Consider the following 14,768-nt stretch of genomic DNA (forward strand, 5'->3'; position numbering starts at 1 on the left):
AGTTGATCATGCGCTTTTCGTCAACGGCGACGCGGGCGGCGGAGCCTTCGAGTTCGGCGAGGCCTTCGGCGACGTCGAGTTTGTCGAGGGCGGCCTTGGCGCGCACGATGGCGGCGGAGTCATTGGCGGTGACGGCGCGGGCTTCGATGGCGGCAGCAGCGCCGGCACCGTCGAGGCGGTCCATGTTGGCTTCGGTGGCGTGGCCGGCGTTGGCGCCTTTGGCAACTACTTCGCCGTCTTCTTCTTTGTCGAACTCGTCCCAGCTCAGCATGACGTGTCGTCTCCTGCGTGAGGGCTCTAAGGTGCCCGTGTGAAACCGGATGGTGGGGTGTTCACACGGCCCAAAGGCCGCGGTGGATCTTAAGGAATCGTTTGTTGCAGCTAACGCACGCATTAAACGGAATCAGGGTTACGGGTGTTCTGCTTGAGGCTTGAGGGGCGGAGCAATGCTTACTGGCTCCAGCGGGGGCCTCAGGTCTGGCTCTTCGTCCCAGTGTAAAGGGATATTGCAGGCCCGATTTACCCGCGCATTATAGGGAAAAATTCGACTTTGTGTTGCGGCGGATGGTCTCGGTGAGCGGCCAAAATGGTGGTGTTTGCAGCCAAGGTCCGGGTTTACAAGGCTTTGCCTGGCTTGGATTTTTTTGACGGGCGGTCGGCGTTTGTTTCAGCGCGCCGAACTGGGGCAGATTCGGTCTGGAAGTTCTTGCGCCGTTTGGCGCAAGAACGGGTCGCGGGGGGTTACTGGGCTGCGGCTTTGATGCTGGCAAACATCTGCTTGCCAGCCTTGGCGGGGTCCGCGTCTTTATTGCTCATGAAGTTGCTGACCACATCAAACACCGCCCCTTGCACCGCCTGGGACGTGGACATGTTGAAGGCCATGCTCGGCTCCAGCGTGCCGGCGTTCTCGGCTTCGGCGAAGTCCTTGGCGGAAGCCTGGGCACAGCTGTCGAACTGGCTCATGTCCAGGCCCTTGATCACCGGGATGGAGCCTTTGTTCTGGTTGAACACGCTCTGGAATTGCGGCTCCAGGGCGATCTTGGCCAGGTCGTCGCGAGCCGCGTTGTTGCCCGGCGTATCATTTTTACTGGACGGTTTGAACATGGCCAGTGAGTCGATGGTGTAGCTATAAATGCCTTGTGAGCCGGGGAAGGGCACGCATTCATAATCGGCCCCGGCTTTTTTACCCGCCGCGGTCCACTCACTCTTGGCCCAGTCCCCCATGATTTGCATGCCGGCCTGGCCATTGATGACTTTGGCGGTTTCCATGTTCCAGTCCTGGCCTGCGCCGTTGGGGTCCATGTAGGTCTTCAGCTTGCGCAGCGCGACGAAGACTTCGGTCATTTTGGGGCCGGTGAAGGTGGCTTCGTCGTTGTCGATAAAGGCTTTCTGGAAGCCATCGGCGCCCAGGATGCTGAGCACCAGGCCTTCAAATACGGTGGTGTCCTGCCAGGGTTGGCCGCCGTGGGCGATGGCGATGAAGCCGGCGGCCTTGAGTTTGTCGCCGGCGGCGTAGAGTTCTTCCAGGGTGGCCGGGGCTTTGGACACGCCGGCTTTCTTGAGCACCTCGGGGTTGATCCATAACCAGTTGATGCGGTGGATGTTGAGCGGTACGGCGACGTAGTGGTCGTCGAACTTCATCAGTTGCGCAATGCTTTCGGGCAGCAGGCTGTCCCAGTGATTGGCCTTGGCGACGTTGTCGACGCTGGTCAGCAGGCCCAGCTTGCCCCACTCCTGAATGTCCGGAGCTTTGATCTGCGCGGCAGAGGGCGGGTTGCCGGAGACGGCGCGGCTCTTGAGGACGGTCATGGCAGCAGCGCCACCGCCGCCGGCCACGGCACTGTTTTGCCAGATGAAGCCGTCTTTCTCGATCAGTTGTTGCAGCACCTGTACAGACTTGGCTTCCCCGCCCGAGGTCCAGTAGTGGACGACTTCAACAGTGCCTTTGCTGTCGGCTGCGTGAGCGGCGAACGTGCAAAGGCTGGCGAGGGAGATGGCAACGGCAAGGCGATGGGGGATTTTCATGTGGGATAACCCTTTTTGTTGTTTTGGGGAGCGGTGCTTATTCCAGCCCCAGCCCTTTGCGGCCGAGGGTGTTCAGTTGCGGCGTCATGAAGCGGTCTTTCCACTCTTTCTCGTAGTCCTCCCGGGCGAAATCATCCGGTGAGGCCCCTTGCTCGAACGCCCTGAGCACATCCTTGGCGTACCGCAGGTTTTTCGGGCACATGGGCGCGGCGGGCACGTACATCACGTTGCCCCAGCCCTGTTGATTTTCGACGGGGGCGACGCTGTGGATCACGTCGCAGTGCCACCACACCGAATCGCCGGCCTGCACGTCCGGAATCGGGGTCATGCCCTGGACCAGCAGCGGGTGCCATTTCTCTGAAACTGGCAGCACCTTGCCCGGCGCAACGCCGCACAATTCATCTTCGGGGACGTCGTCCAGCAACGGGCGCAGCAGCATGTAGGCCATGGCCTTGGGGATCGGCAAGGTATGCAGCACGCCCTGGTCGGCCTGCATGTCGCACAGTGCGGTCCAGCCCTGGAAGGTGCGGAAGGCCGAACATTTCACTGTGTCCTTGTAGGCGTATTCATCGACTTCGGTACGATGGGCGGCGTCCCAGGGGTCGTAGGACTTGAAGTCGTTGCGGTAGATCTTGTCGAACACCTTGAGGTAGGCCGGGTGCAGCCAGCGTTCCAGGGCGCCCGAGTCGGTGTGCGGGCCAAGCCCTTTGGAGGTGGTGCCGGGTGGGCGGCGGCGGACGCGGTCGGGGTACAGCGCATTGATGTCTGGGTCGAACCATTGCCGGCCTTGGGAATTGTAGGTCCACAGGCGATTCAGGAACGACTGCGCGGCGCCCATGCGCTCGTGTTGGCGCAGTTGCATCTGGGCGTCGGACCAATAGATCGGGAATATCTCCGGGCGCGAGGCTTCGAGGTTGCCGAAGAAGTTGTCAGCCGGGCCGCGATACACCTCGTCGAACTGGTTGTGGTCGAGGTAGTCCAGCAGACTCTTGTCCCACCCAAGCACTTGTTCCCTGGGGAAGTGGTTGCGGATCACCAGGCAGCCCCGGCGCTTGATGAGTGCCCGTTGTGCTTCGGTGACCTGGCCGTTGGCGATGGTCTCAAAGTCGAGTTCGGGCCAGGCGGACTGCTGGGCCTTGATCGAGGCGATTTCAGCCCTGATGAACTCGCTGACCTCGGCAAACAGCCCAGGCACATCGCCGATCTGCGCGCGCAGGGCCTTTTTCATGGCGACGATGCTGCGCTTGTAGTCGTCCGGCAGCTCGGCACATTCGAAGGCGTAGTAGTTGCTCATGGGGTGACCTGTTTTGTTGTTGTGCATACAGGTATGGAATCACCCCGGCCCGCCGGGGCGGCAGCCTGATTTGGCGCGTTGAGCAGTACGATTGTGGCGTTTGTTGTAAGGCGTATAGAAGAATCGGCTTATTGGAAGTGATGCCCGTGTTGAAGCCGAAACTGTGACGGCGTCATGCCCTTGTGCGCCTTGAACTGCCGATTGAACAGCGCCTGGGAGGCGTAGCCGACCTGTTCGGAAATCGCGCTGACCGCCAGGTTGCCCTGCATCAATAAAGCGCAGGCATGTCCGATGCGTAGCCGGACGATGTAGTCCAGCGCCGTGCAGCGTGTGTGTTTGCGGAACATGCGATGGAAGGCTGAAACGCTGACGCAGGCCATTTGCGCCAGCTCGGGAATGCCGACAGGTTGCGCATAGTGGCCGTGCAGGTAGTCCAGGACGCGGCGGATGCGCGCGTCTTCAACGATGTGAGGGGCGGCGTTTTCCGTCGCGATGCGCTGCGCGGCGATATCCCGGGACAATGTGTTGAGCACGGTGAGCAACGAGATCAGTCGCTGGGAAGCGTCTTGCTCGACCATGGCTTCGATCACCGGGCGCAGCGCCCGGGACGTAGCATCACTGAAACTCAACGCCTGTCGCGCAGCAGCCAATAGCGCGCGCGTCGACCCCATCTCCGGAAACAGTTGCACCAGCGAGTCCGCCCAGGCCTCGGAAAACCAGATGACCAGGGCAATGTGCGGTTTGGCGGGGTCGATCAGCTCGGCGGAAGACCAGCTATGGGGCACGTTCGGGCCCACCAGCACCAGGTCGCCGTCATCGTACAGCGCCACATCGTTGCTGATATAGCGGTGCCCGCGGCTGTTGAGGGTCAGGGTCAGTTCGTATTCGGGATGGTGATGCCATTCAAACGGAATCGCTTCCGGTAGACGCCTGTTCAGCAGGGTCCAAGAGGTGTTCGCCTCGGTGGGGATTTTTTCGAAACTGGCTCGCATGAATGCATCCTGCCTTGCAGGTGAGGTGGCGGCGCCACAATCGTAGCATTCGATTCAAGCGGTAGGGGATAAGCCGGCTCTTTGCCGCAAGAACGATTTCTTGCGGCGAATAAGATCAGGTTCAGTTCAAACTAACGAAGTTATTATCCGTTAGAGCAACCGTTACCCATGACCTGATATTGAAGAATATGACGCTGACCTTGTGAGTCTTCATATTCCATCTTTACCGGTACTACTTGGCATACATCCGGGACTTCACTCATGGACACTACTTTGGCGACGTCCAGATGGGTGCTGTAAGTGTAATCCTCAACAATCGGGGTGCTCTGGCTGGCTACGTCAGTCGGGGCTTCGTCGGCCAGGGCGGCGGTGGCGCACAAGCTGCTAAGGGCCATAACTAATAACGCTTTCATTTGACTATTTACCTTTTGGCGGTCGAAAGGGGTCACGGGGCCCTTGTGAGGCCACGTGTGTAACTTGATTGGGAAGTTCGGATTAACGTTGCCTTCGTGGGGGCTGTTACGTTGTTAATCACAGTGCCTTGATGGCGAGGTTGATTTTAGGCGTCCGAGTTATATTCATATACCCGTGCTTTTGATAAACACTATTGGTGGTTTTTGTAACAATCGCGAAATGAAGGTTTTTTCAGAAACCTGCAAAACGCCACGGGCCGCGGGCCAGAGCGCTGCCAGGGGATAGGTGGGCAATTTGTAGGGGCTTGTTACTACCATCGTCGAATGGTTCTATAGGTCCGGCCCGGCTACAACAGGGCCATACAACAACAACTATGTCACCGAGGTAAGAAAGATGAGTGCGGCTTCTCTGTACCCCGTTCGCCCCGAAGTAGCAGCCAATACGCTGACCGATGAGGCGACCTACAAGGCCATGTACCAGCAGTCGGTGGTCAATCCCGACGGTTTCTGGCGCGAGCAAGCCAAGCGCCTTGACTGGATCAAGCCTTTCACCACGGTGAAGCAGACCTCCTTCGACGATCACCATGTCGACATCAAATGGTTTGCCGACGGCACCCTCAACGTTTCCTACAACTGCCTGGATCGCCACCTCGCCGAGCGTGGCGACCAGCCAGCAATCATCTGGGAGGGCGACGACCCTGCCGAAAGCCGCACCATCACCTACCGCGAGCTGCATGAAGAAGTCTGCAAGTTCGCCAACGCCCTGCGCGGCCAGGATGTGCACCGCGGCGACGTGGTGACTATCTATATGCCGATGATTCCCGAAGCCGCGGTCGCCATGCTGGCCTGTGCCCGGATCGGTGCGATTCACTCGGTGGTGTTTGGCGGGTTCTCGCCAGAGGCCCTGGCCGGTCGGATCATCGACTGCAAATCCAAGGTGGTGATCACCGCCGACGAAGGCATTCGTGCCGGCAAGAAAATTTCCCTGAAGGCCAACGTCGACGACGCTCTGACCAACCCGGAAACCAGCAGCATCCAGAAAGTCATCGTGTGCAAGCGCACCGGCGGCAACATCAAGTGGAACCAGCATCGCGACATCTGGTACGAAGACCTGATGAAAGTGGCGGGCACTGTGTGTGCGCCGAAAGAGATGGGCGCCGAAGAAGCGCTGTTCATCCTTTACACCTCCGGCTCCACCGGCAAGCCGAAGGGCGTGCAGCACACCACCGGCGGCTACCTGTTGTACGCAGCCCTGACCCACGAGCGCGTGTTCGACTACCGCCCGGGCGAAATCTACTGGTGCACCGCCGACGTCGGCTGGGTCACCGGCCACACCTATATCGTCTATGGCCCACTGGCCAACGGCGCGACCACGCTGATGTTCGAAGGCGTGCCGAACTATCCGGACATCACCCGGGTGGCGAAGATCGTCGACAAGCACAAAGTGAACATCCTCTACACCGCACCGACCGCGATCCGCGCCATGATGGCTTCCGGCACCGCCGCCTGCGAAGGCGCCGATGGCAGCAGCTTGCGCCTGCTGGGTTCGGTGGGTGAGCCAATTAACCCGGAAGCGTGGGACTGGTACTACAAGAACGTCGGCCAATCCCGTTGCCCGATCGTCGATACCTGGTGGCAGACCGAGACCGGCGGCAACATGATGAGCCCGCTGCCGGGCGCCCATGCACTCAAGCCGGGTTCGGCGGCACGTCCGTTCTTTGGCGTGGTACCGGCGCTGGTGGATAACCTCGGCAACCTGATTGAAGGCGTAGCCGAGGGTAACCTGGTGATCCTGGATTCGTGGCCGGGCCAGGCACGTACGCTGTATGGCGACCATGACCGGTTTGTGGACACCTACTTCAAGACCTTCCGTGGCATGTACTTCACCGGTGACGGTGCGCGCCGTGACGAGGATGGCTACTACTGGATCACCGGGCGGGTGGATGACGTGCTGAACGTGTCCGGCCACCGCATGGGCACCGCCGAGATTGAGAGCGCCATGGTTGCGCACCCGAAAGTCGCGGAAGCGGCGGTGGTGGGGGTGCCTCATGACATCAAGGGCCAGGGCATCTATGTGTATGTCACGCTGAAAAACGGCGAAGAGCCGAATGAAGCGTTGCGCCTGGAGTTGAAAAACTGGGTGCGTAAAGAGATCGGGCCGATTGCTTCACCGGATGTGATCCAGTGGGCACCGGGCTTGCCGAAGACCCGTTCGGGGAAAATCATGCGCCGGATCCTGCGCAAGATTGCCACCGCTGAATACGACGGGTTGGGCGATATCTCCACCCTGGCGGATCCGAGTGTGGTGGCGCATTTGATCGAGACGCACAAGACCATGAACGTCGCGTAAGGCGGGTTTGTGGGACGAAGCCCCATTCGGCGTAGGCCGGGTGGGGCTTTTTTGTGCGATCGGACAGGCGACCTATAACCCCTGTGGGAGCGGGCTTGCTCGCGAAGGCGGCGTGTCAGCCAGCACATCACCCACTGACACACCGCCTTCGCGAGCAAGCCCGCTCCCACATTTTGATTGCATTCCAAAATTGGTCATTACAGTGGGGCGACTTACACGAGGCCAATAAATATCGGTGTTGCTCGTAGGAAGTTTCTGAATGTTACCGAACCCAGCAAATGTGTAACCTCATGCCCAAACATGAGGCAAAGTGCTACGCCGTTGCCCCGAAAACCCGCGTCTTAGACGCCCTGAAAAATTAGATCCAACGCTACACTTGCCGTGCTAGAAGGGTTTGCGAATAATAGGCCCGCAACTTGCAGCGTTAACAGGTTTAATATCTTTTGCCTCTGCATAAAATCAAGAGGCTGTCAATGTGCTGGAACCGCTTTCTCGGTGCTTCTGTAAATTGTTGTCGCATTGAGGAAATATCGGCTTCCGGCCTGTCGTTAGAATGCCGATCACTCGCTCGTCGTCGCCGATGCTGAACTGGCGCAGGACGCAGCACCGCTATTCGGTTTCACTCATTCGCATCGTGGGCCCTGGCTCATACTGCTGTTTTGCCCTATACCGATGGAGTCCCAAGATGAAGAAACTCGTGCTGTTGGGCGCCCTGGCGCTGTCCGTGCTGTCCATGCAGGCTTTCGCCGAAGGCAAGCCACTGAAGATTGGTATTGAAGCGGCTTACCCTCCGTTTGCCTCCAAGGCACCGGACGGCAGCATCGTCGGTTTTGACTACGACATCGGCAACGCCCTGTGTGAGCAGATGCAGGTCAAGTGCACCTGGGTCGAGCAGGAATTCGACGGCCTGATCCCGGCGCTGAAAGTGCGCAAGATCGACGCCATCCTGTCCTCGATGTCCATCACTGACGATCGCAAGAAGTCCGTGGACTTCACCAACCGCTACTACCTGACCCCAGCTCGCCTGGTATTGAAGGAAGGCACTGCCGTCAGCGACAGCCTGGATGAATTGAAAGGCAAGAAAATCGGCGTGCAGCGCGGTTCGATCCACGACCGTTTCGCCAAGGAAGTGCTGGCTCCCAAAGGCGCCACCATTGTTCCTTACAGCTCGCAGAACGAAATCTACCTGGACGTAGAAGCCGGTCGCCTTGATGGCACCGTGGCCGACGCCACCCTGTTGCAGGAAGGCTTCCTCGACACGCCAGCCGGTAAAGGCTACGCGTTCACCGGCCCGGCCTTCACCGACGCCAAGTACTTCGGCGACGGTATCGGCATCGCGGTACGTAAAGGCGACAAGGAAAACCTGGACCGCATCAACGCTGCAATCGCTGCGATCCGTGCCAACGGCAAGTACAAGGCAATCCAGGACAAGTACTTCAACTTCGACATTTACGGCCCAGAAGCCAAGTAAACCGTCGCAGCTGTCTGTCCAGAATGGCGCAAGCACCAGGATCTCTGAAGTTTGCGCCATTTTTTCATCCCCCTTTTCGAGGACCTGAATCATGTTGAAAGGCTACGGGGCTGTCATCCTCGATGGCGCTTGGTTGACGCTTCAGCTCGCCTTGTCGTCCATGGCCCTGGCCATTGTTCTGGGTCTGATCGGGGTCGCGTTGCGCCTCTCGCCGGTGCGCTGGTTGGCCTGGCTGGGCGACCTGTACTCCACGGTGATCCGCGGGATCCCCGACCTGGTGCTGATCCTGCTGATTTTCTACGGTGGTCAGGACCTGCTTAATCGTGTTGCGCCGTTGCTCGGCTACAACGACTACATTGACTTGAACCCCTTGGCCGCCGGTATCGGCACCCTGGGTTTCATCTTTGGCGCCTACCTTTCGGAAACCTTCCGTGGCGCCTTCATGGCCATTCCCAAGGGCCAGGCCGAAGCCGGCCTGGCGTATGGCATGAGCCCGTTCCAGGTGTTTTTCCGGGTGATGGTGCCGCAGATGATTCGGCTGGCGATCCCCGGGTTTACCAACAACTGGCTGGTACTGACCAAGGCCACCGCATTGATTTCGGTGGTGGGCCTGCAAGACATGATGTTCAAGGCCAAGCAGGCGGCAGACGCCACCCGCGAACCTTTTACCTTCTTCCTCGCAGTGGCGGCGATGTACCTGGTGATCACCAGCGTGTCGTTGCTGGCCCTGCGTCATCTTGAGAAGCGCTACTCGGTAGGCGTAAAGGCGGCTGATCTATGATCTTCGACTACAACGTCATCTGGGAGGCCATGCCGCTGTACCTCGGCGGCTTGCTGACCACCCTGAAACTGCTGGCCATTTCGCTGTTCTTCGGTTTGCTCGCGGCCTTGCCCCTGGGCCTGATGCGCGTGTCCAAGCAGCCGATCGTCAACGGTGTTGCCTGGCTCTACACCTATGTGATTCGCGGCACGCCGATGCTGGTGCAGCTGTTCTTGATCTACTACGGCCTGGCCCAGTTCGAAGCGGTGCGCGAAAGCTTCATGTGGCCACTGCTGTCCAGCGCGACCTTCTGCGCGTGCCTGGCGTTTGCCGTGAACACCAGCGCCTATACCGCCGAGATCATCGCCGGCAGCCTCAAGGCCACGCCCCACGGCGAGATCGAGGCAGCCAAGGCCATGGGCATGTCGCGCTACAAGCTGTACCGCCGGATCCTGCTGCCATCGGCCCTGCGCCGGGCGCTGCCGCAATACAGCAACGAAGTGATCATGATGCTCCAGACCACCAGCCTTGCGTCCATCGTCACCCTGATCGACATTACCGGTGCCGCACGCACGGTGAACGCCCAGTACTACTTGCCGTTCGAAGCCTATATCACGGCGGGTGCGTTCTACCTGTGCCTGACCTTCATCCTGGTGCGCCTGTTCAAGTTGGCCGAAGGCCGCTGGCTGAGCTACCTGGCTCCACGGAAGCATTGATATGGAACGTATCGATCACCTGTTGCCCTGGGGTCACCTGGGCTGCGAACGCCAGCTGACGGTGTTTCGTTTCGGCAGCGGCGAGCGCAAGGCTTATATCCAGGCCAGCCTGCACGCGGATGAATTGCCCGGCATGCGCGCCGCCTGGGAGCTGAAAAAGCGCCTGACGGAACTGGAACAGCAAGGCGCCCTCAACGGCGTGATCGAGCTGGTTCCCGTCGCCAATCCGATGGGCCTGGGGCAACTGCTGCAAGGCAGTCACCAGGGCCGTTTCGAGATCGGCAGCGGCAAGAATTTCAACCGCGACTTCGTTGAGTTGAGCGAGCCGGTTACCGAGTTGCTCAACGGCAAGCTGGGGGATGATCCTCACGCCAATGTGCGCTTGATCCGCCAGGCCATGAGCGATGCGCTCAATGCGTTGCCGGCGCCGAGCAGCCAGTTGCAAGGCATGCAGCGAGTGTTGCTGAGCCATGCCTGCACCGCCGACGTGGTCCTCGACCTGCATTGCGACGCCGAAGCCGCGTTGCACATGTACGCGCTGCCGCAACACTGGCCGCAGTGGCGTTCGCTGTCGGCGCACCTGAATGTGAAGGTCGGCCTGCTGGCGGAAGATTCCGGCGGCAGTTCGTTTGACGAAGCCTGCTCGCTACCGTGGCTGCGCCTGGCCCGGGCGTTCCCCGAGGCGCAGATTCCCCTGGCGTGCCTGGCGACGACTCTGGAGCTGGGTGGCCAGGCCGATACTGGCCGTGACGAAGCGATTTTCCACGCTGAAGGCATCCTGGCGTTCCTCGCCGAGCAAGGCCTGATCCGTGGTGAATGGCCCGCGCCGCAGCACGAGCCCTGCGAAGGCCTGCCCTTCGAAGGCACCGAGTTGTTGTTCGCGCCCCACGCCGGCGTGATCAGCTACCTGCGTAAAGCCGGTGACGTAGTCGAAGCCGGCGACCCGATATTTGAAGTGATCGATCCCTTGTCCGACCGCGTGAGCATTGTTTGCGCGGGCACGCCTGGGGTGCTGTTTGCCGTTGAACGGCTACGTTATGCCCAAGCGGGTTTCTGGCTGGCCAAGGTGGCGGGGCGCGAAGCGCTGCGGCACGGGCGCTTGCTCAACGACTGACCAACTGTTTTTGTGAGAACCGACCGCATGTACAAACTTGAAGTCCAAGACCTGCATAAACGCTATGGCAGTCATGAAGTGCTCAAAGGTGTGTCCCTGGCCGCCGCGGCCGGTGATGTGATCAGCATCATCGGGTCCAGTGGCTCGGGCAAAAGTACCTTTTTGCGCTGCATCAACCTGCTGGAGCAGCCCCACGCCGGCAAGATTCTGCTCAATAACGAAGAGCTGAAACTGGTGGCCAACAAAGACGGCGCCATGAAGGCTGCAGACCCGAAACAGCTGCAACGCATGCGTTCGCGACTGTCGATGGTGTTCCAGCATTTCAACCTGTGGTCCCACATGACCGCGCTGGAAAACGTCATGGAAGCACCGGTGCACGTCTTGGGCATGTCGAAAAAAGACGCCCGGGAAAAGGCCGAGCACTACCTGGCTAAAGTCGGTGTGGGCCATCGTAAGGATGCGTTCCCTGGCCACATGTCCGGCGGCGAGCAGCAGCGCGTGGCGATTGCCCGTGCGCTGGCGATGGAGCCTGAGGTGATGCTGTTCGACGAACCCACTTCGGCGCTGGACCCGGAGCTGGTGGGCGAAGTGCTCAAGGTGATGCAGGACCTGGCCCAGGAAGGCCGGACCATGGTGGTGGTGACCCACGAAATGGGCTTTGCCCGTGAAGTCTCCAACCAACTGGTGTTCTTGCACAAAGGCATCGTCGAAGAGCGTGGCAACCCGCGCGAAGTGCTGGTCAACCCACAGTCCGAGCGTTTGCAGCAGTTTCTTTCCGGCAGCTTGAAGTAAACAGAACTGCTTTTATGCACTGAATTAGTGCAAGCTTCACAATCCTGAGGTTGCCCAATCCCCTGTGGGAGCGGGCTTGCTCGCGAATGCGGTGTATCAGTTGATACATCCGGTGACTGATCCACCGCATTCGCGAGCAAGCCCGCTCCCACATTTGGATCTTCACCCGCTTTAGAGATTTGTGTTGGTTTACGGGCTAGCATTGGCCTTTGTCTTCATTACTGTTACTCGCTTCGGATAGCACTCCATGACTGCCCATCGAATTGGTTTCCTGATTTGGCCCAGCACTAAAGCACTGACGCTTGCGCTGGCTGAGGAGGCCTTGCGCGTTGCTCAGCGGGTGCATCCGGACGTGGTGTACGAACTCTCGTTTTTGCAGGCCGAACCGCCAATCGACGGCGCCTGGCAACTGCCGGGTGAGCCCTGGGCTGGCAAGCTGGAAGGTTTCCAAAAGCTGTTCCTGCTGGCCGATGAGCCACCGACCGTCATCGCCTCCCAGCTCAGCACCGCCCTCAAGCAACTGGTGCGTGCCGGGTGTGTGATCGGCGGCCTGTCGGCCGGTGTGTATCCGCTGGCCCAGCTCGGTCTGCTCGACGGTTACCGCGCCGCTGTGCACTGGCGCTGGCAGGACGATTTCGCCGAGCGTTTCCCCAAGGTCATCGCCACCAGCCATCTGTTCGACTGGGACCGTGACCGCCTGACCGCCTGCGGTGGCATGTCGGTACTCGACCTGCTGCTGGCAGTGCTGGCCCGTGACCACGGCGCCGAACTGGCCGGGGCAGTCTCGGAAGAACTGGTGGTAGAGCGCATCCGTGAGGGCGGCGAGCGCCAGCGCATCCCACTGCAAAACCGCCTGGGTTCCAGCCATCCAAAGCTGACCCAGGCGGTTTTGCTGATGGAGGCCAACATCGAAGAGCCGCTGACCACCGACGAAATCGCCCAGCATGTGTGCGTGTCCCGACGACAGCTCGAGCGGATCTTCAAGCAATACCTCAATCGTGTCCCCAGCCAGTACTACCTGGAACTGCGCCTGAACAAGGCCCGCCAGATGCTCATGCAAACCAGCAAGTCGATCATCCAGATCGGCCTGTCCTGCGGCTTCTCCTCGGGGCCGCACTTCTCCAGCGCCTACCGCAACTTCTTCGGCGCCACCCCTCGTGAAGACCGCAACCAGCGCCGCAGCAGCAGCCCGTTCGAATTGTCGTCGGTGCCGTCCGAGCGCGGCTAGGCATCAGTGCTCGGCCGGCATCTCCAGGCATGACGCTGTTCCTGTGCGCGGATGAGATCAACAGCAGACCAAAACGGCCATCGGCGACGGCATTGGATAGTTGTGCCTCACCGACCGCCCAAAACCGGCCCGGGCGGTTTAAACTGCGCCATTGCGATGCTATTTGTCGCATTGGCGTAAACCCGCGAAAATCGCGGGTTGGCGCTATAAGAAGTTGTCGCTTGGCGGCAAGGCCGCGCTGAAAACTGTCCTTACAATCCCTGCATCGCCCGCCAGTTTCAGGCAGGCGTTCCTCTTCAGGAGACTCCGATGTCCGTTGAGCAAGCCCCGGTGCAACGTGCCGATTTCGACCAGGTCATGGTTCCCAACTACGCACCTGCCGCTTTCATCCCCGTGCGTGGCGCAGGTTCCCGCGTATGGGACCAGGCGGGCCGAGAGCTGATCGACTTTGCCGGCGGCATCGCGGTCAACGTATTGGGCCACGCCCACCCGGCGCTGGTCGGTGCACTGACCGAACAGGCCAACAAGCTGTGGCACGTGTCCAACGTCTTCACCAATGAGCCGGCCCTGCGCCTGGCCCATAAGCTGATCGACGCCACGTTTGCCGAGCGTGTGTTCTTCTGCAACTCCGGCGCCGAAGCCAACGAGGCCGCCTTCAAGTTGGCCCGTCGTGTCGCGTTCGACCGCTTCGGCACCGAGAAATACGAAATCATCGCCGCGCTGAACAGCTTCCACGGCCGTACCCTGTTCACCGTGAACGTGGGTGGCCAGTCGAAGTACTCCGACGGCTTCGGTCCGAAGATCGTCGGCATCACCCACGTGCCTTACAACGATCTGGAGGCGCTGAAAGCCGCCGTCTCGGACAAGACCTGCGCCGTGGTGCTGGAGCCGATCCAGGGCGAAGGCGGCGTGCTGCCGGCAGAACTGTCGTACCTGCAAGGTGCCCGCGACCTGTGCGACGCGAACAACGCGCTGCTGGTGTTCGACGAAGTGCAAACCGGCATGGGCCGCAGCGGCGAGTTGTTCGCCTACCAGCATTACGGCGTCGTGCCGGACATCCTCACCAGCGCCAAGAGCCTGGGCGGCGGTTTCCCGATCGCGGCCATGCTGACTCGCGAAGACCTGGCCAAGCACCTGGTGGTCGGCACCCACGGCACCACCTACGGCGGCAACCCGCTGGCGTGCGCGGTGGCGGAAGCGGTGATCGACGTGATCAACACGCCAGAAGTGCTGGCCGGCGTTAACGCCAAGCACGACCTGTTCGTCTCCCGTCTTGAGAAAATCGGCCAGCAATACGGCATCTTCACCGAAGTGCGTGGCCTGGGCCTGCTGCTCGGTTGTGTGCTGAGCGATGCCTGGAAAGGCAAGGCCAAGGACATCTTCAACGCCGCCGAGCGCGAAGGCTTGATGATCCTGCAAGCCGGCCCGGATGTGGTGCGCTTCGCCCCGAGCCTGGTGGTGGAAGATGCCGATATCCAGGAAGGTCTGGACCGCTTCGAACGTGCGGTGAAAAAACTGACGCAAGCCTGATGGACCGTTGGGTGCCCGGCGAGTCGGGCGCCCAACACAAATTTTGTATGCCGGACTCTTTAGTTGAAGCTGTGAAGATCAAA

General features: G+C 60.2%; 12 protein-coding genes and 1 pseudogene. 8 read left to right on the plus strand and 5 right to left on the minus strand.

The window, feature by feature from the left end:
• From HX818_RS04170 to HX818_RS04190, 5 genes and pseudogenes are all read right to left on the minus strand, one after another.
• A pseudogene (locus tag HX818_RS04170) lies at positions 1-271 on the minus strand (ribonucleotide-diphosphate reductase subunit beta); the annotation flags it as partial.
• Positions 272-741: 470 nt separating this feature from the next.
• Positions 742-2,025, minus strand: a complete 1,284-nt coding sequence (locus tag HX818_RS04175; protein WP_003214355.1) for an ABC transporter substrate-binding protein — start codon at positions 2,023-2,025, stop codon at positions 742-744.
• Between the two features lie 37 nt (positions 2,026-2,062).
• Positions 2,063-3,319 carry a DUF1479 domain-containing protein gene (locus HX818_RS04180; RefSeq protein WP_177019545.1) on the minus strand — a complete coding sequence of 419 codons (1,257 nt, stop codon included), beginning with the start codon at positions 3,317-3,319 and terminating at the stop codon, positions 2,063-2,065.
• 128 nt (positions 3,320-3,447) lie between these two features.
• Positions 3,448-4,311, minus strand: coding sequence for an AraC family transcriptional regulator (locus tag HX818_RS04185; protein WP_003214350.1), 864 nt, complete (start codon positions 4,309-4,311; stop codon positions 3,448-3,450).
• 143 nt (positions 4,312-4,454) lie between these two features.
• Positions 4,455-4,724, minus strand: a complete 270-nt coding sequence (locus HX818_RS04190) for a DUF2790 domain-containing protein (protein WP_003214348.1) — start codon at positions 4,722-4,724, stop codon at positions 4,455-4,457.
• 394 nt (positions 4,725-5,118) lie between these two features.
• Here HX818_RS04190 and acs point away from each other — a divergent pair, with 394 nt between their 5' ends.
• The 8 genes from acs (at position 5,119) to HX818_RS04230 (ending at position 14,685) form a co-directional block, all read left to right on the plus strand.
• Positions 5,119-7,074 carry an acetate--CoA ligase gene (gene acs / locus HX818_RS04195; protein ID WP_003214346.1) on the plus strand — a complete coding sequence of 652 codons (1,956 nt, stop codon included), beginning with the start codon at positions 5,119-5,121 and terminating at the stop codon, positions 7,072-7,074.
• 685 nt (positions 7,075-7,759) lie between these two features.
• Entirely contained in the window at positions 7,760-8,545 is a 786-nt protein-coding gene (locus HX818_RS04200; RefSeq protein WP_003214343.1) for an ABC transporter substrate-binding protein, read from the plus strand.
• A 91-nt stretch (positions 8,546-8,636) separates the two neighbouring features.
• Positions 8,637-9,326: an ABC transporter permease gene (locus HX818_RS04205; protein ID WP_003214341.1), complete on the plus strand. Its 690-nt coding sequence runs from the start codon at positions 8,637-8,639 to the stop codon at positions 9,324-9,326.
• Positions 9,323-10,021, plus strand: coding sequence for an ABC transporter permease (locus HX818_RS04210; RefSeq protein WP_008435252.1), 699 nt, complete (start codon positions 9,323-9,325; stop codon positions 10,019-10,021). The genes HX818_RS04205 and HX818_RS04210 overlap by 4 nt, the downstream gene beginning before the upstream one ends.
• Position 10,022: 1 nt before the next feature.
• Positions 10,023-11,135, plus strand: a complete 1,113-nt coding sequence (locus HX818_RS04215) for a succinylglutamate desuccinylase/aspartoacylase family protein (protein ID WP_177019546.1) — start codon at positions 10,023-10,025, stop codon at positions 11,133-11,135.
• A gap of 27 nt (positions 11,136-11,162) precedes the next feature.
• On the plus strand, positions 11,163-11,927 hold the full coding sequence (locus HX818_RS04220) for an ABC transporter ATP-binding protein (protein ID WP_003214336.1): 765 nt from the start codon (positions 11,163-11,165) through the stop codon (positions 11,925-11,927).
• A gap of 247 nt (positions 11,928-12,174) precedes the next feature.
• On the plus strand, positions 12,175-13,155 hold the full coding sequence (locus HX818_RS04225; RefSeq protein ID WP_003214334.1) for a GlxA family transcriptional regulator: 981 nt from the start codon (positions 12,175-12,177) through the stop codon (positions 13,153-13,155).
• Between the two features lie 309 nt (positions 13,156-13,464).
• Complete coding sequence (locus tag HX818_RS04230; RefSeq protein WP_003214332.1) at positions 13,465-14,685, plus strand: aspartate aminotransferase family protein; 1,221 nt, start codon at positions 13,465-13,467, stop codon at positions 14,683-14,685.
• Positions 14,686-14,768: the final 83 nt, after the last annotated feature.

Origin of the sequence: Pseudomonas sp. F9001, assembly GCF_013385435.1 — a bacterium.
Taxonomy (GTDB): domain Bacteria; phylum Pseudomonadota; class Gammaproteobacteria; order Pseudomonadales; family Pseudomonadaceae; genus Aquipseudomonas.